We start from the raw sequence: 20,267 nt of genomic DNA on the forward strand, positions 1-20,267 counted from the left end.
GTCATCGGCTGGTCCGCTCCCGTCCAGTGCCGGGTCGGTTGCTCGGTCGTCGTGTCGACGAAGCTCCAGATGCTGAAATAGGGATCGTGCGCGATCAACGGCGTCGCAGGGGTGCGGGTCGTGACGGGTTCCTGCGCGCCGAGCGATTGCGCGAACACCGCGCCGCCCAGCATGGCAACGATCATCGTACGGAGCGCGATCGACCTGACAGCGGACGTTTTCGATAGAGCGTCCTTCATCAGATCACTGCACGGAGCAAATGGGGTTTGGTACTGGCCAGATGCACCATCAGTTCGCCGAACAAACCGTTCGCCCATGCAAACCACGGTCGCGTGAATTTGCTCGGATCGTCCTTGTGGAAGGTTTCATGGATGAAGCCGGTCCCGGCGTCGGTGTCGCGGATCGACTTCAAACTTGCGCGGATCTGGGCGTCATCGTTGCTCGAGAAGGCGCGAACGATTGTCGCCATCGGCCAGATCAGGTCGAAGCCTGCATGCGGCCCGCCGAGGCCTTCGCCAGCCTTGCCCCGGACGAACCACGGATTGCGATCGCTCCATGCAGCCGCCTCGGTCCGCCGCCAGAGCGGATCGTTCGCGGGGGCGCACCCCAGGAACGACAGGCCCGACAGCGACAGCTCACAACAATCGTCAAGGAACAGCGCGTTACCGAAGCCGTCGACCTCGAACGCCCACACTTCGCTCCCATCTGACAAACGCATCCGCCCGTGAGCGGCAAGCGCGGCCTCGATTTCGCCGGCCAACGTTGCCGCTTCCCGCGCAAGCTCCGCGTCACCACGCGCCCCCTGCGCCACTTCGGCCAGTTCGCGCAGAGTCTTGGCGGCAAAGATGTTGGCGGGGATCAAGAAGGGAAGGATCGTGGCGTCGTCCGACGGACGAAAGCTCGAGTGGATCAGACCGACCTTGCGGGTGGGATTGCCGACGCCCCACAGCTGCGTCTCGGTCGGTTGGGTATCACGACGCTGGAAGCGGTACGGCCCAGAATCCGTGGTGCGCTGCTGCTCGCGGAAAGTGCGGATGATCGCGCGCGCGGACTGCGCCCATTCGGCGGTGAAGGGCGTACGATCCCCGGTCGCCCGCCAATAGCTCGAGGCAAGCCGGAGGACGTAACACAGCGAGTCCACCTCCCATTTCCGCTCCGCCACGCCCGGCTTCATCGTCGTAAGGTCGTGCGCGGACGATGGCAGATCGGACCGGCCGGCCAGGTCCTGCAGGAACGCGTTCGCATAGGGATCGATCAGCACGCACCGCGCCTGACGCGCGATCAGGCCGCGAAACAGCGCGGTCAGCGGCTTGTCGCGCTTCGCCAGATGGAGGAACGGCCTGAGCTGTGCCGAGGAATCGCGCAGCCAGAGACACGGTATGTCCCCGGTGATGACGAAAGCATCGTCCGCCGTCACCGACAAGACAGTGGTATCAAGCGTGTTGGGGAAGCAATTCTCGAACATCCACGCGAGCTTGGGGTCCGCGATCATTCGTCCGACCCGGCTGATCTCGCGCTCGACCGCGGGACTGTGATACTTGCGATCAGCAAGCTTGGGCCGTTGCGAAACGTACGTCGGGCTGGCTGCTGCGGCAGGGTGCACGGCCAGTGCGGCGGTGGCGAACAGCATCGTTCTGCGGTCGATCAGCACGTCAGATCGCCGCCCGGCGCGATTGTCCGAAAGAATGCGCGCATATCCCCTCCTCCATTCTCGGGCCGACACGAGCCAACCGTCTTGCGAGACCGCGGCCGTTAGAGGCTACGATCGAAAAACCAACCAATGCACCTGGTTAGGCAGCATTTGACCACACTGTGTCGCCCCGCATCTCGACCGTCAAGCAATCTTAAACTTACTTGTTTTTTTAATTGCGACTTCTCGACCTCGGTGCCACACGACGTGCGTAGCGAGAAGACTATGGGCAGGCCGGAGCGCTTGCCGAAACAGGGAGAGTTCCATGCCCGTCACCCGACGCGATGTGTTGGCCGCCGCCGGCGCCTTGACGATTTCGACGATCGCACCGCAACCCGCGCTTGCCGCGACCTTCGTCAGCCAACGGCCGCCGGTCCGGGATCGCAAGTTTCTCAGCCGATCGGTGGAACGCGAATTGTCCCGGATCAAGGCGCGCATCGCCGACCCGGAAATCGCCTGGATCTTCGAGAATTGCTACCCCAACACGCTCGACACGACGGTGTTCGCAGGGTCGAGCGACGGCAGGCCGGACACGTTCGTGATCACCGGCGACATCGACGCGATGTGGCTTCGCGACAGTTCGGTACAGGTCGAGCCCTATACGCACCTGATGCGCGACGACTCCGCGCTACGGATGATGGTGCATGGCCTGATCCAGCGGCAAGCACGCTGCATCCTGATCGATCCCTACGCAAACGCCTTCGTCCGTGACCCGAACGCCAAATCGAACCTCGATTCCGCGACACTCGACGCGACCGAGATGAAACCCGGCGTCGCGCAGCGCAAATGGGAAATCGACTCGCTTTGTTACCCGATGCGCCTCGCGCATGATTACTGGCAGGTCACGCGGGACAAGACGCCGTTCGACGCCATCTGGGCTAAGTCCGCCAAGCTGATCGTCAGCACCTTTCGCGAGCAGCAGCGCAAGACCGGCCCTGGCCCGTACACCTATCAACGGCTGACCAAGATCCCGACCGACAGCCTGATGCTCGACGGATATGGTCCCCCTTCGCGCAAGGTCGGGCTGATCCATTCGATGTTCCGACCGTCCGACGACGCCTGCGTGTATCCCTTCCTCGTTCCCGCCAACCTGTTCGCCGTATCGAGCCTCCGCCAGGTCGCCCGCGTCCACCGCGAGGCGCGCGGGGACAGTGCGGCGGCAAGCGATGCGGAGGCGCTGGCGAATGAAGTCGAGGCTGCCCTGCGCGCGCATGCGATCGTACCCGACGGACAGGGCGGAAAGGTCTGGGCGTATGAGGTGGACGGGTTCGGCAACTGGCTGTTTGCCGACGATGCCGGGATCCCCAGCCTGTACGGACTGCCGCTGATCGAGGCCGCCGATGCGCAGGATCCGCTGTATCAGCGCACTGCGGCGCTCGCCTGGAGCCCACGCAATCCGTTCTTCGTGCAGGGCAAGGCCGCCAGCGGCATCGGCAGTCCGCACATGGGATTGGACAAGGTCTGGCCGATGGCGATCATCGCGCGCGCAATGGTGTCAACGGATGAAGCCGTGATCCGCGCGTGCCTGCGCGACCTGAAGGCGACGCATGCGGGCACGGGCTTCATGCATGAATCCTTCGACAAGGACGATCCAGCCAAATTCACGCGTCCGTGGTTCGCTTGGGTCAACGGCATGTTCGGCATGATGATCGCCGAACTGGCGAAGAAGCATCCGAAACTCCTGGCGGAGCGGTATTAGACCGGGCGTTACTCGGTCGGCGACTGGAAGACGAGATCGTTGAACGGCAGGATCGCCGCGCCGAGCGCAGGCGCGTCGGCGGCGAGTTGCGCGGTAAGGACCGGAACCGTCGGGACGATCTGGTCGTCGATGCTGCTGACCCGTCGCGCGACCGCCTCCGCCAGTTCATCGATGAGCGGCAGCGGCAGCCTGCCCCCGATCACGATTGCGCCGGGATCGATCAGGCAGTTGATCGTGCCGATCGGTTGCGCGAGCGCATCGGCCGCCCGTTCGATCCACGCCCGGACCAAGTCGAGGACAACGGGCCCGCTGCTCATCAGGTCGGTCGGCGCGATGTTGGCGAAGTCCCGCGCAACGAGGTCCGCCCGCAAGGCGGAGAGCGACGCGATCGACTGAAGCGACTTTCCATCGCCGTCGTTCAGAAAGCCGATACGCCCGGCGCGGCCGGTCGCGCCCTGATAATAGCTTCCATCCACCACCATCCCGCCGCCGAGGCCAGCGGAGAGCAGGATGTAGAAGAAGCTGCGGTGGATCAATCCGCTGCCAAACCGCGCCTCGCCGATCGCCGCCGCCGCCGCATCGTTCTCGATCAGGATCGGCCACGGCCCCAGTTCGGCGAACAAGGCGGGGAGATCCACCGTGTCCCATTGCGCATAGTCCGCAGGGCGTCCGGGCAAGTCGACCCGGCCCAACCCCCCGGGAAGCGCCACGCCGAGCCCGATGATGCGATCCGGCAGCACCAGTTTCTGCGCAAGCAAATCGGCGACCCTGTCGCGAAGGAACGCGAGAACCTGCTCTGGCGACGCATAGTCGGTTTCCTGCGTGTAGCGTGCCCGTACGGAACCGGTCAGATCCAGCGCAACAATGCTAATGTGATCGCGATCGATGTTGACCCCGAGACTGAAGCAGCCATCCGGATCGACCGCCAGCCGGATCGCGGGCATCCCCCGAACGCCGGTACGTCGCCCCTTCTCGAAGATGAAGTTCCGGTCGAACAGCCGCTGCGTGATGTTGGCGATTGCGGCAGCAGACAGTCCGGTCTGCTTGGCGAGTTCCAGCCGCGTACATTCCCCCGCACGCTGGATTGCCTCGAGCACGATGCGCTCGTTTCGTGCGCCCGCACGGGCCGGGTTCGTACCATGAAGCGCCGGTCCCTGCGGCTGACTGCTATCGTCGATCATCAGCGGCCTTCGCATGCCATGGTGGATCCTTCAATGCCGGCGCCACCGGCGAAAGCGGCGCACGATTACCCCACCCCTCCCGAACGGTGAAGTACCGGAAGGCCTCCGATGCCTAACGCCTACCGAACTACGCTTCTACTAATAATCTAGAAAGTTTCTTTTTTATTGACGAGGTCACTTTGTTGGAGGAAAAGCGCCATGAAATCAGGGTGTCACTCATCGCAACGCTTAGCGGCGATGGGAGGGACATCTCGATTGCATGAGAAGGGAGGAGGTTCGTCCGACGTAGGCGCCCCCCCGTTTGAGAGGAGAGGCGCAGATGGACACTGGAGCAGCACGCACGACCTTGATGTCTGTCGTCGTTGCCGTATCTTTGTCTGGTCTGCTGTTCGGCTTCGATACCGCAGTCATCTCGGGCGTGACGGATGCCCTTCGCCTCGAGTATGATCTATCGGCCGCCGCGCTTGGCATAACGGTCTCCTCCGCGCTGGTCGGCACGATGTTCGGCGCCGCCGCAGCGGGCATTTTCGGCGATCGGCGCGGTGCACGATCCGGCCTGCGCTGGGCCGCTGCGCTCTACCTGATTTCCGGTCTCGGCTGCGCGCTGGCGTGGGGATGGTATCCGCTGCTCGCGTTCCGGATCATGGCAGGGATCGCGATCGGAGCGTCATCGGTGCTCGCGCCGATTTACCTTGCCGAGATAGCGCCCGCTGCCCGCCGCGGCGCGATCGTCGGCGGCTTTCAGGTCAGCATCGTGATCGGAATCCTGCTGGCCTATGTCTGCAATGCCGCGATCGATGCCGTAGTGACCGACCCCGCGATCGCCTGGCGGTGGAAGCTCGGCTGGACCGCACTGCCGGCAGCGATCTTCCAGTTCCTGATGATCCGGGTGCCCGACAGCCCACGCTGGCTAATCGTTCGAGGCCGCTCCGACGAAGCCGCAGCGGCATCGCTCAGCCTCTATGGACATGCCCCAATCCGGGAAGAAATCGTTCCCGCCGCTACGGGCAGCAAGGTTTCCCTCGCCTCGCTCTGGGCCGAAGCGCGTCGCCCCATGGTCCTCGCGATCATCATCGGTGCGCTCAATCAGCTGACCGGGATCAACGCGATCCTCTACTATCTGAACGACATCTTTGCGGCCGCCGGCTTCGCGCAAGTATCCGCGAACCTGCAGGCGATCGCGGTCGGGGTGGCGAACCTCGTCTTCACCATCGTCGGCATGATGCTGATCGACCGGGTCGGGCGCAGACCGCTGCTTCTGGTCGGCGGGGCTGCGATGGCCGTCCTGCTGACGGCCGCGACCGCAATCATGCTCGGGATCCTCCCGAAATATCTGATGGTCGGTGTCCTCGTCTGCTTCATCGCGGCGTTCGCGACGTCGCAGGGCGCGGTAATCTGGGTCTATATGAGCGAGATCTTCCCCGCGCGCTTCCGTGCCGCGGGACAGGCGCTGGGCGCCGGAACGGTGTGGCTGTTCGACGCGATCGTATCGGCGGTCTTTCCGGTCGCCGCCGCGATGTCGCCGGCAATCCCGTTCGCCTTCTTCGCGGTCTGCATGGTGGTGCAATGCGTCCTCGTGTTCCGCCTGTTTCCCGAGACGAAGGAAGCCTCGCTCGAAGAAATCGAACGCCGGATGCACCGCGCACGCCCCGGCGTCGCCGCATGAACCGCTATCTGGCGATCGACATCGGCGGCTCCCATATCGCATGCGCGCTAGTCCGCAGCGGCGTGGTGGAACGGCGTGCCCAGATCGCGGTCCCGGCGACCCCGACCCTCGAAACGCTGCTGCCCGAACTCCAGCGCATCCTTGCCGACCTGCGCACGGGGCACGCGGTAGCGGGTGTCGCGGTGGCGTTTCCGGGGCTGATCGATCCGCGCTCGGGCCAGGTCGTCTCCACGCCAACCGGCAAATATGAGGATGCGGTCGGGTTCGACTTTGCCGGCTGGGCGAAGGCGCATCTCGACCTGCCGATCATGCTCGAGGTCGATGGCCGCATGGCGCTGCTCGGCGAACGAACCTACGGCGCGCTGATCGGTCAGGACGATGCCGTTCTGCTGGGTCTCGGAACCGGGATCGGATCCGCCGCACTGATGGGGGGAACGATCGTGCGCGGCCGGACCGGCCACGCGTCGGTGCTTGCGGGGCATATGACGATCGACACCGATGGGCCGCTCTGCCGGTGCGGCAATATCGGATGTGCCGAAGCGATCGCGTCGACCTGGGCCCTGCCCGGCCTAATCGCCGCCTTGCCCGGGCGAGGCCGCCTCCACGCGCTGGCCAACCCCGACCTCAAGGCGGTGCTCGATCTGGCGCGGGCGGGCGACGACGGCGCGCAAGCCGTTCGCGCGATCTGCCTGAACGCCTGGGCGACCGTCGCACTCAATCTCGTCACCGCTTACGACGCTTCGTACGTGCTCGTTACCGGAGGCGCGGCGGCGGCGGCGGAAGTCGTGCCCTTCATCCAGAACCATGTCCGCCAACACGTCTGGTGCCTCGGCGCGCCACCGGTCGTGGTGCGTGGCGCGCTTGGATCCGACGCGGCGTTGCTCGCCGCCACCCCGCTGTGGGAGGACCGCCATGACCAGCTATGACAAGCAGCCCGTAGTGCAGGTCGACGACCAGCCCGCACAGTGTGCGGTCGGATGGTCCGAGATCATCCCCCTCCTCCCCGACGCGGGCGATCTCTGCATCGAATGCTATCCGGGTGCGCCGGTGGCGGACGTCATCGCTGCAATGCGCGCGTCCTATCCCGACACGCTGGTCGTCGACACGGCATCGCTGTTCAAGGCCCCCAACGTGATCGATGCGGAGGTCGCGACGCACCTCGGCACCGATCCGGTCTTCGCGCGGTTCGAGACCGTCGGCATCGATGCCTTCCTCGATCTTGCTAGGATCGAGACCTGGCGTTCCACCCGCGCGACCGATCGGCGAACGATAGTGGTTGGCCCGGGCGCCGCGACGATCCTGCCGTCCTACCAAGCAGCGATCTACGTCTCGATGGCACGATGGGAATTGCAGCTACGCCAGCGCCGTGGACAGATCGCCAACCTCGGGAGCCGCAATGCCGGAACCCGCGCTGCCGATTTGTATCGCCGCGCCTTCTTCGTCGATTGGCGCGTCGGAGACAAAATCAAATACGACCTGCTGCCTGCCACGCAGTTCGTCATCGAGATGAACGGTCCCGACCCCCGGATGGTCAGTACCGCGACGTACCTTCGCGCGCTCGATCTCGCGGTCCACCGTCCCTTGCGGGTCGTGCCGTTCTTCGACGCCGGTCCGTGGGGCGGCCAGTGGATGCGGTCGCAGTTCGACCTGCCCGACGGGCCTCCCAATTACGCCTGGTGCTTCGACTGCGTGCCGGAGGAGAACAGCCTGCTGCTCGGCTTCGGCGATCGCCGGTTCGAGATCCCGGCGCTCGATCTCGTCCGGCTCAGACCGGAGATGCTGCTGGGCCCCGCCATTGTCGCACGGTTCGGTGCGGAGTTCCCGATCCGGTTCGACATGCTGGACACGATGGGGGGCGGGAACCTGTCGCTACAGGTCCATCCGCAGCACGACTATGCGCACGACGCCTTCAACCTGCGCTACACGCAGGACGAGAGCTATTACATGCTCGATGCGGGCGACGATGCGGTCGTCTACCTCGGGCTGACCGACGCCGCCGATCCTGCGGTGTTCGCCGAAACCTTCACCGCGGCGCAGAACGGCGGCCCTGCCCCCGATGTCGACGCATTCGTCAACCGGATCCTCGCGCGGAAACACGATCACTTCCTGATCCCCGCCGGGACCGTCCATTGCTCCGGCAGCAATGCGATGGTGCTGGAGATCAGCGCGACCCCCTACATTTTCACCTTCAAGCTGTGGGACTGGGAGCGGCTCGGTCTCGACGGTCGCCCTCGGCCGATCCACCTCGAGCACGGTCTCGCGAACATCGACTGGTCGCGGCGCGAGGCCTTCACGCGCGACGAACTCGTCAATCAGGTCACCACGATAGCCGAAGGCTCGGACTGGAAGCGGGAGCGCACCGGATTGCACCATCTCGAATTCATCGAGACCGAGCGGATCTGGTTCACGTCCAGCGTCGACCTCAACACCGACCGGAACCTCAACGTCCTCAACCTCGTCGCGGGCACCGCCGCCGTCGTTGAAAGCCCGTCCGGGGCCTTCGCGCCGTACGAAGTCCATTACGGCGAGACCTTCATCATCCCCGCCGACGTCGGCGCTTACCGTCTGCGGTCGCTCGACGGGGACGGAGACCGCTGCGCCGTGATGCGGGCATACGTTCGTCCGCACGACTGAATCACTGACATTACAAAACGATAATCTACACAGGGAGAGAACATATGAGAGCCATCGACCGACTGGTCGTTTCCACCATCGCGCTCGCCGCCGCGTCGCTATGGAGCACCGCCAGCGCCGCGCAGACGACACCCGCAACCCCGCCGCAGCCCACGGCGCAAAGCGATGCGACGCCTGCGGAAGCCGGCCCGCCAGCCGCCGCCGACGGTGCGGTCGCCGCGGAACCCGCTTCCGGCGACATCGTCGTCACCGGGCTGCGCCGCAGCCTCCAGTCGGCTCAGACGCTGAAACGCGATTCCGACCAGATCGTCGACGCGGTCGTCGCCGAGGATATCGGCAAGCTGCCCGACAACAACGCATCCGAGGCGCTGGCGCGCATCACCGGCGTTCAAGTCAACCGCAGCAGCGACGAGGCCGGCGGCGTGCAGGTTCGCGGCCTCCCCAACCTCACCACCACCTTCAACGGGCGGGAGATGTTCACCGCCGAGCAACGCAACGTCGCCCTGCAGGATTTCCCGGCGGGCGCGCTCGCTGGCCTGGAAGTCTACAAGACGACGAGCGCGGATCAGATCGAGGGCGGCATTGCCGGTCTGATCAACGTGCGGTCGCGGCGTCCGTTCGATTTCTCCGGGTTCCAGATCGCGGGCGCAGTGCGCGGCACGTACGGCGATCAGGCGAAGACGTTCGATCCCAACTTCAACGTGCTCGTCACCGACCGCTGGGACACCGGCATCGGGCAGATCGGCGCGCTGATCAACGTGTCGTACACCCAGCTCCATTACCAGACGTCGTCGCGCTTCATCAACGGCAACATTGTCGCGCCCAACGCCGCGCAACCCGTCGCGGGCGCGCGCGACTTCGTGCTCCCCGAGTCTGCCGGCGTCTATTACGATCGCGGCAAGCGCTGGCGGCCGTCCGTCAACGGCACCCTGCAATGGCGCCCCAACGACCGGCTCGAATTCTACATCGACGGCCTCTTCCAGGGCGCGCGGACCGACGTTGCCAATGATTTCGCCGGCCTCAACCTGGTCAACGACAATCCCGCGCTGAGCAACATCGTCCGCAACCCCGACGCGCCGGGCACGCTCAGCAGCGTCACGGCGACCCCCGATTTCGCGAACGGCAGGAACATCGACTTCTCGCGCAGCACGCGCGCGGGTCGCACCAATGCGTATCAGGGCGCGATCGGCGGATCGTGGAAGAGCGATCGCGCCACGATCACGACCGACTTCGCCTATACGGACTCGAAGGCCGAATATACCGACTACAACTTCGATTTTGCCCCGGCGCAGGCGCAGGCGGCATCGATCGTGTTCGACATCGGCGGCAAGGACGGTGGACCTGCGCTGGGCCTTCCCGGCTTCGACGCGAACAACGGATCCAACTATATCCTGCGCGGCATCTACGACCGCCGATCGCTCGCGACCGGCAAGGGGATCCAGTGGCGCACCGACCTGAAGCTGCAGACCGAACTGCCGGTCATCAAGCAGATCGACGTCGGTTTCCGGTTTACGGATCGCGACGCTCGGCTGCGGAGCGGCGGGCGATATGCAACGCTGCGTCCGCTCGCCCTGCCGCTGACCTCAATCCCGGGTGGCGACACAGGCCAGCCGATCGACGTCGGCTTCCGCGGCGGCCAAGCGCCTCCGCTGAACCAATGGTACGCGCCCACCCGAAGCGGCATCGTCGACAACATCGAAGCACTGCGCGATCTCGCCCGCTCCGGTCTCGCACAGATCGGGACACCGGCGGCGCTTGGCGAACTGGCGCAATGGGGATCGGAAATCCCGGCGTTCGTCCAGAACGAGCAGCTCGACGCCGTCGAGCGGTCCTACGCCTTCTACGGCCAGTTCCATTATGGCTTCGATGTCGGCAGCATCCCCATCGACGGCGTGATCGGCACGCGCGTGGTCAACACCAAGGCCAATTTGACCGGCAATGCGTTGGTAGGCGGCGCGCTGGTTACCACGACGTCGCGGCAGAACTATCTGGACATCCTGCCGAGCGCATCGTTCCGCGCCAAGTTCTCGGACAAGCTGCAATTGCGCCTGTCCGCGACGGAAACCCGGACGCGCCCGGAATATGGCCAGCTCAACCCGGCGATCACGATCGGCAACCCCAACGGCACGCCGCCGATCACCGGGAACAGCGGCAACATCAATCTCCAGCCGATCCAGTCAAAGAATTACGATGCGTCGCTGGAGTGGTACTTCACCAAGACCGGCTCGCTGACCGGCGCGATCTTCCGGCGTGACGTGAACGGGTTCATCACCAACCTCAACGTTCCGACGGTGGTCGAACCGTATGGCCAGATCGTCGTCAACCGGCCCGAGAATGGCGGAAGTGGCCGGCTCCAGGGGGTCGAGGTCGCGTTCCAGACCTTCTTCGATTTCCTGCCCGGCTGGCTCAGCGGGTTCGGGACGCAGCTCAACGGTACCTATATCGATGCGTCGCAGGCACTGCCGGTGTCGCTGGGCACCACGGGCCAGAACAGCGACATACCGGGCGTCTCCAAGTGGAGCTACAACGCGGTCGGTATTTACGAGAAGGGCCCGGTTTCCGCACGGCTGGCGTATAACTGGCGATCGCGGGTGACGAACTTCTTCGCCACCGACCAGCTTGGGCAGTTGATCGGCGCCGAGTTCAACCGCCCGATCGAACGGCTCGATTTCTCGCTATCGGTCGCCGCGATCGAAGCCGTCACGCTGACGTTCGACGTCAGCAACATCACCGGGTCGCCCTATCGCGCCTTGCGCGCGGTTCCGGGGCTGGAGAACGCCAACTACCCACGTGATGTCCGGTACGAAAGCCGCGTCTTCGCGATCGGCGCACGGTTCCGTTTCTGATGACGGGGCAAAGCATATCACGCCGGACCCTGCTTGGCATGACGGTGGGCCTATCGGCCTCCGTCGTCGCCACTGCGGCGGTCGGTCAACGTGGTCCCGGCACCGCCGGGGCCACGCTCGACCGCCCTCTCGCATGGCATGCCGCGCTGGAGCGGTGTTTCGCCGTGGCGGATGGAACCGGCCTGTACCGGGAATACCATCCGCCGGAACCCCGCGACGAGCGCTATTCGACGGAATGGCCCTTCTCCCAGGCGCATATCGCCTTGCTCGACCTGGCGATGATCCCCGGCACGACGGGGCGGCGGTTCGCGCCTGCGCTGGCGAAGGTCCGCGCCGCACAGGCGCGGTACTGGTCGAAGACGTCGACGAGCGGGCGCGCCGGACATCTCGCCAAGGTGCTGCCGCCGCTCGGTCATGGGGACGATTTGTATTACGACGACAACGAATGGGTCGGGCTCGCCGAGATCCAGCACCATCTGTTCCGGCGTGATCCGGTTTCGCTCCGCAACGCCCGCGATATCTTCGACCTGATCCGGTCAGGGTGGTCGACCGACACGACCCTGCCCTCACCCGGCGGCGTGCGCTGGACGCAGAAAAGCGACAATGGCGACCGCAATACCGTGTCCAACATGCCGGCCGCAGAGATGGGCGTGCGGCTGTACATGCTGACCGGGGATCGCAGCTATCTCGATGATGCCCTGCGTTATTATCACTGGACCAACGCCACGCTGCAACGCCCGGACGGCCTGTACGCCGATCACCTCAAGACGAACGGCGCGATCGAGAAACGCGTCTGGAGCTACAATCAGGGCGTGCCGGTGGGCGTCAACGTCCTGCTCTGGCGCGCGACGCGCAAGCCGGAATATCTCGCAGAGGCTAGAAGGATCGCCGCGGCGAGTCATACGTACTTGGTCACGGGCGGCCGCATCGACGATCAGCCGCCGCCGTTCAATGCAATATACTTCAAGAACCTGTTGTTGCTCGAACACGAAATCGGCGGGCGTCGGTACCGCGATGCCATGCGCGCCTATGCGCACCGTATGTGGTCTACCCGCCGCAACCGCGAGGGTATCGTGGGCTTTCCTGACCGGCGTGCAGAACTGATCGATACCGCAGCCATGGTGCAAATCGAAGCTGTACTGCACTGGAATCCAAGGAACTTCGCCCTGCTTTATTAGATGACGACTGGAACGGTTCGTGAGCATTGGCGCTTACGGAATGTCGGACGCTACTCGCTGCATACGGTCCTTGCTTCGCGTATGAACGAACCGCCCGAACCCACAAACAAGCGGCGAGCAGCAGTCAAGTCGTTTTTATCAAAAGTCGGCCGATCGCGACCTTGCCCGCCACTTGCAATCGCGTTATTTCGCGCGATGATGCCTCCCGTATGAGTCACGGTATTCGATACGGTGCGGGTCAGCGAATACTGATCTGCTGCTCATTGCATCGGAAATAGCGCTAGCCCCACCCCTAAACCACTGTGCAAGCGGTTGGGGTCCCTGATCCCCCGTGAACTACGCCGCCTAAAGTGGTCTGGTCGATCACCCGAACTTGTTGCTCAAAACCCGATATTGACCATTGAAATTCCGTCATACCCCGCAGCGATGGCGCAATCGCAGGTTGGCGACGTGTGCGAACGCGACCAGCATCCCCCCCATGACGGTCATGCCAATTTCGACAGGACCTTCCGGGACTCCAAACGCCCCTAACGCCATCAATCCAATTCCGATCGCACCGACACCCAGAGGCAAGGGCGCAGCGTGGCGTGCATAGCCACTCACCAACGCGATTGCGGCGGCGGGCGCGGCAAAGAGCAGCACCCAGCGGTGAAAGCTCTCGGGGATGGCTACGATCGCTGATATCGCCGGGACCGCTGCCAACAGGATCGGAAGCGCGAGGCAATGTACCATGCACAGCGCCGATCCTGCCATCGCCGCGCGATCCAGCCAATCCATTCCGTAAGCCCGCATACGTCGCATTGTGCCACAGTCACCGTTCTTGTCGAATGATACATAGTATCATTAAGCTTCGGGACAAGACCTCAGGACGCGAACGGCACCATTCCGTTCGATCCCGCTCGCACGCGCAACACGGACCTGCCGCGTCAGTGGACGTTCGCCCCTCCAAACCGGAGCACCGCGACCACCGGGAAATGGTCCGATCCAAAGGTCGCCCCGACGTGATCGGTCCGCACCTCGGATTGCAGCGACGTGAAACCGCGCATGAAAATGTAGTCGATCCGGCGGTCTGCGATGCCGGTGAAGTCATGGAACGTGCGCTCCGGGCCGCGCCGTGTCGGCGCCGTCGCCCAGGCATCGGTCAGTTGCCCGGCCAGAATGTGGTAGGCTTTGCTGTCGGGCGTCGCGTTCATGTCTCCGGTCAGCACGACCGGAAGGTCGCTCGCAATCGACCGCAGCTTTTCTATCAGGAGCGTTGCGGACCGTTCGCGCGCGCCGTCATCCTCGTCTCGATGCGCGAAATGCGTGTCGAACAGCACGAACCGGCGCTTGCCCTTGCCACGGGTTTCGAACACGCCCCAATTGACCATTCGCGGCAACGTCGTCCCCCACGACATGCTGCCGACGACCGACGGTGTCTCCGACAGCCAGAAGTCGCCGTGGTGGATCAGCGTCAGGCGATCACGCCGATAGAAGATCCCCATATGTTCGTCGGCATGCCCGCCCCGGCGGTCTCGCCCGAACCACGTGTAGCCGGGAAGCGCGTGAGCGATGTCGGCACCCTGCGATGCGAACAGTTCCTGTGTGCCGATCACGTCCGGATCCGCCGCGGTGACTGTCTGCATGAACACTGCGCGGCGTCGCGGCCAGACGTTCGGTCCATCGTCAGGGTTTGGATACCGGACGTTGAAGGTCATCACGCGAAGATCGGTGGCAATGGGCGTACGTGCCGTGCCGGGTCCCGCGAGCAGGACGGCGAACACCGCGAAAAGACGCAAGATCATCATGGGCATAGCGGGAAACCTCAAGGCGGTGTGACACGCGACCACTGAAACGTGGGACCGATGTCATACCGATCGAACGTTGCGTGACAATGACGGATCCGACGACGCGAAGGCGCATGCCGCCCTCCCCCGTCATAGTCGCCGTTCCCGCTTGCGACCCTTCTCCGCCGCGCCGATCGATCACCTCGTCGCAATATAGAAAACAATTTTGTTAAATTGCAACCTGACGAACCGAAATCCCTTGGCCTGTCACAAAACGGTATCGAAACGGTCCTATCGGCCAGCTCGAACGGGCAGTTCAGCCCATGACCACCATCCCAGGGGGGAAACCATGATCACGAAATCCACGATGCCGGTGCGCCGGCAGCGTTCGCACGCGCTTGCTTTGTCGACCCAGACCGCTTGGAGTGCCCTGGTAATCGCAGGCCTGTGCGTACCGGTCACCGCCGCATTCGCCCAGACGCAGCCAGCCAGTGTCGTTCCGGCGGAGCCGGCACCGGAAACAGCCAGCGAGGCGCTGGCGGGCGACATCGTCGTCAACGGCCGTCGCCAACAAAGTGCACTTGCAGAAGAGCGCAAGGCGGTCGGCGTGATCGACATCGTTACCACCGGCGACGTCGCCATCCACTCGCAGACCGGGATCGCCGATCTCGCCAAGACGCTTCCCGGGATCTCGGTCAGTCGCGACCAGGGTCGCAACCAGAGCGCGACCGGCGAAGCGCAATATGTTTCGATCCGCGGCTTCGACACCGGCTACAACGCCTACACGCTCGATGGCCTGCGCCTGCCGCAGGTCGCCGGCAGCTCGCGCGCGATTTCGCTCAACCTGTTCTCGCCCTTCGCAGTCGGCGCGATCGCGGTCGACAAGACGCCGGGCGCCAGCAAGGACTCGGACTCGATCGCGGGTATCGTCGACTTGCGCACACCAACCGCCTTCGACTTCTCGACCAATTTCATTCGCGCGCGCGTGCTGGCGCAGGGTGCGCAGCTTGCGCTCGACCGCAAGCAGAAGGGTTTCGGCGGCGCCGTCGGCATCGACGCCGCCCGCCGGTTCGGCAACGATCACCAATTCGGCGTGTATGTAGCGGGCTATTACGAGGAACGCGCCAACGCCGCTGAATCGACCGCAGTCCAGAACGATTACAGGACAACCAACTTTAACGTCGGCACTGCACGCGCCAACGGCAATGCCTTGTCCGCGGACGGCATCCAGTGGAACTTCTACAACAACGAAATCAAGCGCTATGGTGCCACTGGCTCGTTCGATTTCCACAGCGATCCGGTCGAGCTGTTCGCGCACGTCAATTACGCGACCTACCTCAACACCAACACGATGAACCAGACGGGCCTGCGCAACGAACTGACCTCCGGGCAGACGAATTCAAATCCGGTCCGTGCCCTGACCGGGGGTGGCACGACGCAAGCCTATAACGCCGCCGGGGTCTTCACGCCGCTAGGGATCAACCCCGCCAGCTATTTCCGTACCGAGGATGTCGAGCAGGAACTGTTCTCCGCCCAGGTCGGCGGAAAGGCACATTGGAACCGCTTTACCGCGGCGTTGGAAGGTGCCTACGCCGATGGACGGTTCGATCAGCCGCAGCGGATCGAGGCGGCGTTCCGTGGGATCGCGTATAACGGCGCGCCGGGCAACACCGGAGCCGCAACCCAGGGCGTGAACGTCGACTTATCGGACCCACGCTCGCCCCGCCCTATCCTGTCGCCGGGCGCGAGTGCTTATGTCGGCTCGCTTGACCTACCGACACAGCTCTACGTCCAGCAGGGCTATGATTATCTGTCGGAGGTCAAGAAAACCGTAAAGGGCAGCCTCGGCTGGGCTGGCACAGGACTTCTCGCAAGCGTTGAGATCGGTGGGCTGTACGAGAATTCCGATCGCGACGGGCGCTCACTGTCGCCCGACTCCACGCGCTATCGGTTCCGCACGCCCTTGCAGGCGGGCACGGTACAAGGACCGTCGATCAATCAGTATTTCGGCTACGTCCTGAAGGACTTTCTCGATTATTACCCGGCGCGCGGAATCAAGGTGCTCGACCGCGGCCAACTCGACTCACAGGTCAGTCAATTTGTGAACCAGGCGGCCGTGTCGCCGCAGGTGATCAACCAGGGGCTGCTGAAGGCGAACGAAAAGCGCAAGGCGGTCTACGGCACGGCGACGCTGAAGCTTGGGACGCTCGAAGTGGTGCCTGGGCTCCGGTATGAGGACAACAGCTTCGACGCGCAGTATTTCTCGACCAATGCCAACGGCGTCGGCGGCAGCTTCGTGAATGCCGGGCGCAAGTACGACCATCTCGATCCAAGCCTGCTGGCGGCGTGGAAGCCCGACGACCGGTTCGTCGTGCGCGGTGCGGTGCGCTCGAGCTACGCACGACCGGGGTTCGACCAGATCGCCGGGCCGACCCGGCGGAGCGACGCAGATTCGAACGGTGTCATCACCGTCACGCGGCCGAACCCCGACCTTAAGCCAGTCGAGGCATGGAGTTATGATGCCGGGGTCGAATATTACGCCGGCGTTGGGCGGTATCTCCAAGTCGCCTTGTATTACAAGGACCTGAAGAACATCCTCGTGCCGACCGGCACGCGCTCGATCAGCCAAGCCGTTGGTAACATCGTTACGATCCAGCCTGCCAACGGTCGCAGCGGCACTGCCAAGGGGATCGAGGCTTCGGGTCGCTTCACGATCGGCGATATGACCACCTCGAAATTCCTCGGCAATTTCGGGGTCAGCGGCAACATCACCTTCCAGCAGACCGAAGCGAACTATCAGATTTCCGCTACCGACAACCGGCGCACGAGCCTGCCACAGGCGCCAGACCTGATCTACAATGCCGAAGTCTTCTATGCCGATGGACGGTTCCGGACCAATCTCTCGTACAATTACACCGGTCGTTTCCTGGCGACGGTTCAGGACAGCCAGCCGGACATCTACGTCCAGCCGGTCGGCGAACTGAACTTTGGTATCGCGTTTGCGGCAACCGACACGCTCGAAGTCGGTGTCGCCGCACGGAACCTGCTCGACCAGCACACTTACTGGGCGACGGTCGGAAAATCCGAGCGCTACATCTCGAACGATCGCAACGGCGGCTACATGAATACCGGTCGCGTGCTTCAGTTCAGCCTGACGATGAAGATGTAAGTTCCTGGCCGCCGGTACTGCAGGGTACCGGCGGCCGTTTTATCGACGCAGCATTATCCGCGTCTCTTCGCGACAAGGATCGGCACCGGCTGTCACAAGACAGTTGCATCACACCGGGATTTTCTGTCTGCTCGATGCCACATAAAGGGGGGAGCGATGAGAACAGGCGTGTGGACTGCGGCTTACGCGGTGGCAGCAATCATACCCGCGGCGCTTCCCGCGCAGCAAGTCGCGGGGACGAACTCTGCCAGTGCGCAAGGCGACCTTTCGGTAACAATCTACAATAGCGACATCGCGCTGGTGCAAGATGTCCGGACGCTGTCGCTTACCAAGGGCCCGGTTCGGCAAAGCTTCCCCGACGTCAGTGCAGCGATCCGTCCGGAGACCGTCTCGCTCACGGTGCCCGATGCCACGATCGTCGAACAGAATTTCGATTACGACCTGCTGACCCCGTCCAGCTTGATGGAGAAAGCGATCGGCGAAACGATCACGTTGGTGCGCACCAACCCCGCGACGGGTGCCGAAACGCGCGACCGCGCAAAGGTGCTGGCGGTGAACGGCGGCGTCGTGATCGAGGTCAACGGACATATCGAAGTGCTGCGCGACGACGGTCTTCCCGTCCGCGCGATCTTCGACCGCGTTCCGGATGCTTTGCTCGCGCGACCGACGCTGACGGTAACGCTCGCGAGCAACCGGGCCGGCAGTCGCCCCGCGACGCTGTCCTATCTCAGCCGGGGTCTTGGCTGGAACGCGGATTACGTCGCGCTGTTCGACGACAAGAGCGGCAAGGTCGACGTCCAGGGCTGGATCACGCTGCGCAACACAAGTGGCACGACGTTCACCGCCGCGAAGACACTGCTCGTTGCGGGCGAGGTCGGCGGCTCCGACGAGATGAACGGAACGTCGATCACAAGATCCCGCCGCCAGACGACCTTCACGCCCGGGACCGAAAGCGCCAGTCGCGAACAGATCGGCGACTTCTATCTCTACCCGCTGGCCGAACGCACGACCATTGCCGACAAGCAGACCAAACAGGTCAGCTTCCTCGATGCCAAGGGCGTGGCGGCAAGCTCTGGCTATCGGTTCGAGAACGGCTGGCTCGGCAGTTCGGACGAGCCGCGCAGCGCGCAATCGGTGCTGCGCTTCGCCAATTCGGGCGCGGCGGGGCTTGGGGATGCCTTACCGGCGGGGGTCGTTCGCGTGTACGCCCGCGATGCGCGCGGCCAGCCGCAGTTCACCGGCGAGAACCGGATCGAGCATACCCAGCAAGGCTCGACGATCGCGCTCCCGACCGGCGACGCGTTCGACGTCAAGGTCAAGCCGACCACCGTCTCGCGTACCCGCGTCAACGGCAATCGCTGGCGCACCGCGATGCGCTACACATTGACCAATGCGCGCGCAAAGCCGGTGACGGTCGAGTTGCTTCAGGCCGGGCTTGACTGGGCCGACGTACGAGTCGTGGCGGACAGCGCAAAAGGCGAACGGCGCGATGCCGGCACGCTGGCATGGCAAGTCGCCATCCCAGCCAATGGCAGCACCATTGTCACCGCGACGTTCGACACGCGCTACTGATGATCCAACGGTTGCTCCTGGCGGCCGTGCTGGCGCTTGGCGTGGCGCGACCGGCTGGCGCGCAGACGGCGGTCGTCGTCTCGCCCAAGCCGGACCGGATATCCCTGACGGTCTACCGTGCGCCTTATGGTCGTGGCGCGATCGACCTGCGCTACCTCCAGGGGTTCGCAATGATCACCGAGACCCGGAAAATCCGGTTGCCGCGCGGTCGGGCGGTCCTGCGGTTCGAAGGCGTCGCCGAGGGGATCGTCCCGGTCAGCGCGATCATCGATGGCTTGCCCGGCGGCACGGTCGAGAAGAATCGCGATGCCAAACTATTGTCGCCCGCTGCGCTGATCGACGGCACGCTCGGGCGGGGAGTGACCCTGACGCGGACCGACCGGGCCAGCGGACGCCAGACGAGCGAGGATGCGACGATCGTCGCCGGGCCCACCCCGGGCGTCATCCTGCGAACGGCGCGCGGCATCGAGACGCTGCGCTGTTCGGGGCTTTCGGAGCGGGTCACGTTCGCGGGCGCCCCCGCCGGGCTGTCGAACACGCCGGTGCTGAGTGTCACGACGGATACGCCGACATCGCGCACGGTGACGGTGCGGCTGACCTATCTCGCGTCGGGGTTCGACTGGCGCGCCAGCTATGTCGGCACGCTTGCCCCGAACGGGAAAACGCTCGATCTTTTCGCTTGGCTAACGCTCGCCAACGGCAACCCCGAACGCTTCCCGGACGCCACGGTTCAGGCGGTGGCCGGAAGACTCAATCGGGAGGAAGTGGCGCGGATTCCCGTCGCCGCTGCCGACCTCAGGCTGGTCTGTTATCCGCTTGGCACGACGACGTCCGATTTACGAACGACTGCGTTCGAAGCAGCGGAG

At 64.2% G+C, this 20,267-nt stretch carries 14 protein-coding genes; 9 read left to right on the top strand and 5 right to left on the bottom strand.

Features of this window, described 5'->3' with window-relative positions:
* Both QBJ92_RS19365 and QBJ92_RS19370 read right to left on the bottom strand, forming a co-directional pair.
* Positions 1–185: DUF4964 domain-containing protein (locus QBJ92_RS19365; RefSeq protein ID WP_277971324.1), on the bottom strand; the 185-nt coding region annotated here is incomplete at its 3' end.
* A 53-nt stretch (positions 186–238) separates the two neighbouring features.
* The gene (locus QBJ92_RS19370; RefSeq protein WP_277971336.1) at positions 239–1,648 is read right to left on the bottom strand and encodes a glycoside hydrolase family 125 protein; all 1,410 of its coding nucleotides are present in this window, start codon (positions 1,646–1,648) and stop codon (positions 239–241) included.
* 307 nt (positions 1,649–1,955) lie between these two features.
* Here QBJ92_RS19370 and QBJ92_RS19375 point away from each other — a divergent pair, with 307 nt between their 5' ends.
* Positions 1,956–3,389, top strand: a complete 1,434-nt coding sequence (locus QBJ92_RS19375; protein WP_277971325.1) for a glycoside hydrolase family 125 protein — start codon at positions 1,956–1,958, stop codon at positions 3,387–3,389.
* Between the two features lie 8 nt (positions 3,390–3,397).
* Here QBJ92_RS19375 and QBJ92_RS19380 read toward each other — a convergent pair whose 3' ends face one another.
* On the bottom strand, positions 3,398–4,585 hold the full coding sequence (locus QBJ92_RS19380; protein ID WP_277971326.1) for an ROK family transcriptional regulator: 1,188 nt from the start codon (positions 4,583–4,585) through the stop codon (positions 3,398–3,400).
* 304 nt (positions 4,586–4,889) lie between these two features.
* On the opposite strand from QBJ92_RS19380, the gene QBJ92_RS19385 reads away from it, so the two are divergent.
* Genes QBJ92_RS19385 through QBJ92_RS19405 form a run of 5 tightly spaced genes read left to right on the top strand, consistent with a single transcriptional unit; the run spans position 4,890 to position 12,894 of the window.
* On the top strand, positions 4,890–6,236 hold the full coding sequence (locus QBJ92_RS19385) for a sugar porter family MFS transporter (RefSeq protein ID WP_277971327.1): 1,347 nt from the start codon (positions 4,890–4,892) through the stop codon (positions 6,234–6,236).
* Positions 6,233–7,162 (top strand): ROK family protein, encoded by a 930-nt coding sequence (locus QBJ92_RS19390; RefSeq protein ID WP_277971328.1) that lies wholly within the window; start codon positions 6,233–6,235, stop codon positions 7,160–7,162. The genes QBJ92_RS19385 and QBJ92_RS19390 overlap by 4 nt, the downstream gene beginning before the upstream one ends.
* The gene (locus QBJ92_RS19395) at positions 7,149–8,870 is read left to right on the top strand and encodes a class I mannose-6-phosphate isomerase (protein ID WP_277971329.1); all 1,722 of its coding nucleotides are present in this window, start codon (positions 7,149–7,151) and stop codon (positions 8,868–8,870) included. The genes QBJ92_RS19390 and QBJ92_RS19395 overlap by 14 nt, the downstream gene beginning before the upstream one ends.
* Positions 8,871–8,914: 44 nt before the next feature.
* On the top strand, positions 8,915–11,716 hold the full coding sequence (locus QBJ92_RS19400; RefSeq protein WP_277971330.1) for a TonB-dependent receptor: 2,802 nt from the start codon (positions 8,915–8,917) through the stop codon (positions 11,714–11,716).
* Positions 11,717–11,754: 38 nt separating this feature from the next.
* Positions 11,755–12,894 carry a glycoside hydrolase family 76 protein gene (locus QBJ92_RS19405; RefSeq protein WP_277971331.1) on the top strand — a complete coding sequence of 380 codons (1,140 nt, stop codon included), beginning with the start codon at positions 11,755–11,757 and terminating at the stop codon, positions 12,892–12,894.
* A 411-nt stretch (positions 12,895–13,305) separates the two neighbouring features.
* On the opposite strand, the gene QBJ92_RS19410 is transcribed toward QBJ92_RS19405, so the two are convergent.
* Both QBJ92_RS19410 and QBJ92_RS19415 read right to left on the bottom strand, forming a co-directional pair.
* Positions 13,306–13,671 carry a MerC domain-containing protein gene (locus QBJ92_RS19410; RefSeq protein WP_277971332.1) on the bottom strand — a complete coding sequence of 122 codons (366 nt, stop codon included), beginning with the start codon at positions 13,669–13,671 and terminating at the stop codon, positions 13,306–13,308.
* A 149-nt stretch (positions 13,672–13,820) separates the two neighbouring features.
* Positions 13,821–14,687, bottom strand: a complete 867-nt coding sequence (locus QBJ92_RS19415) for an endonuclease/exonuclease/phosphatase family protein (RefSeq protein WP_277971333.1) — start codon at positions 14,685–14,687, stop codon at positions 13,821–13,823.
* Positions 14,688–15,009: 322 nt separating this feature from the next.
* On the opposite strand from QBJ92_RS19415, the gene QBJ92_RS19420 reads away from it, so the two are divergent.
* From QBJ92_RS19420 to QBJ92_RS19430, 3 genes are all read left to right on the top strand, one after another.
* Positions 15,010–17,829: a TonB-dependent receptor gene (locus QBJ92_RS19420; protein ID WP_277971334.1), complete on the top strand. Its 2,820-nt coding sequence runs from the start codon at positions 15,010–15,012 to the stop codon at positions 17,827–17,829.
* A 156-nt stretch (positions 17,830–17,985) separates the two neighbouring features.
* A complete protein-coding gene (locus QBJ92_RS19425) occupies positions 17,986–19,401 on the top strand; it encodes a DUF4139 domain-containing protein (RefSeq protein WP_277971335.1) in 1,416 nt (471 codons plus the stop codon).
* Positions 19,401–20,267, top strand: an 867-nt coding sequence (locus tag QBJ92_RS19430; protein ID WP_431358438.1) for a DUF4139 domain-containing protein, incomplete at its 3' end; no start/stop codon positions are given. The genes QBJ92_RS19425 and QBJ92_RS19430, both read left to right, overlap by 1 nt.

Source organism: Sphingomonas echinoides (assembly GCF_029623395.1).
GTDB lineage: Bacteria > Pseudomonadota > Alphaproteobacteria > Sphingomonadales > Sphingomonadaceae > Sphingomonas > Sphingomonas echinoides_A.

Excerpts from the sequence above, each read along its gene's own strand:
- QBJ92_RS19375 (WP_277971325.1), top strand. The coding sequence starts at position 1,956 with ATGCCCGTCACCCGACGCGATGTGTTGGCCGCCGCCGGCGCCTTGACG.
- QBJ92_RS19380 (WP_277971326.1), bottom strand. The coding sequence starts at position 4,585 with ATGCGAAGGCCGCTGATGATCGACGATAGCAGTCAGCCGCAGGGACCG.
- QBJ92_RS19385 (WP_277971327.1), top strand. The coding sequence starts at position 4,890 with ATGGACACTGGAGCAGCACGCACGACCTTGATGTCTGTCGTCGTTGCC.
- QBJ92_RS19390 (WP_277971328.1), top strand. The coding sequence starts at position 6,233 with ATGAACCGCTATCTGGCGATCGACATCGGCGGCTCCCATATCGCATGC.
- QBJ92_RS19395 (WP_277971329.1), top strand. The coding sequence starts at position 7,149 with ATGACCAGCTATGACAAGCAGCCCGTAGTGCAGGTCGACGACCAGCCC.
- QBJ92_RS19400 (WP_277971330.1), top strand. The coding sequence starts at position 8,915 with ATGAGAGCCATCGACCGACTGGTCGTTTCCACCATCGCGCTCGCCGCC.
- QBJ92_RS19405 (WP_277971331.1), top strand. The coding sequence starts at position 11,755 with ATGACGGTGGGCCTATCGGCCTCCGTCGTCGCCACTGCGGCGGTCGGT.
- QBJ92_RS19410 (WP_277971332.1), bottom strand. The coding sequence starts at position 13,671 with ATGGATTGGCTGGATCGCGCGGCGATGGCAGGATCGGCGCTGTGCATG.
- QBJ92_RS19415 (WP_277971333.1), bottom strand. The coding sequence starts at position 14,687 with ATGCCCATGATGATCTTGCGTCTTTTCGCGGTGTTCGCCGTCCTGCTC.
- QBJ92_RS19420 (WP_277971334.1), top strand. The coding sequence starts at position 15,010 with ATGATCACGAAATCCACGATGCCGGTGCGCCGGCAGCGTTCGCACGCG.
- QBJ92_RS19425 (WP_277971335.1), top strand. The coding sequence starts at position 17,986 with ATGAGAACAGGCGTGTGGACTGCGGCTTACGCGGTGGCAGCAATCATA.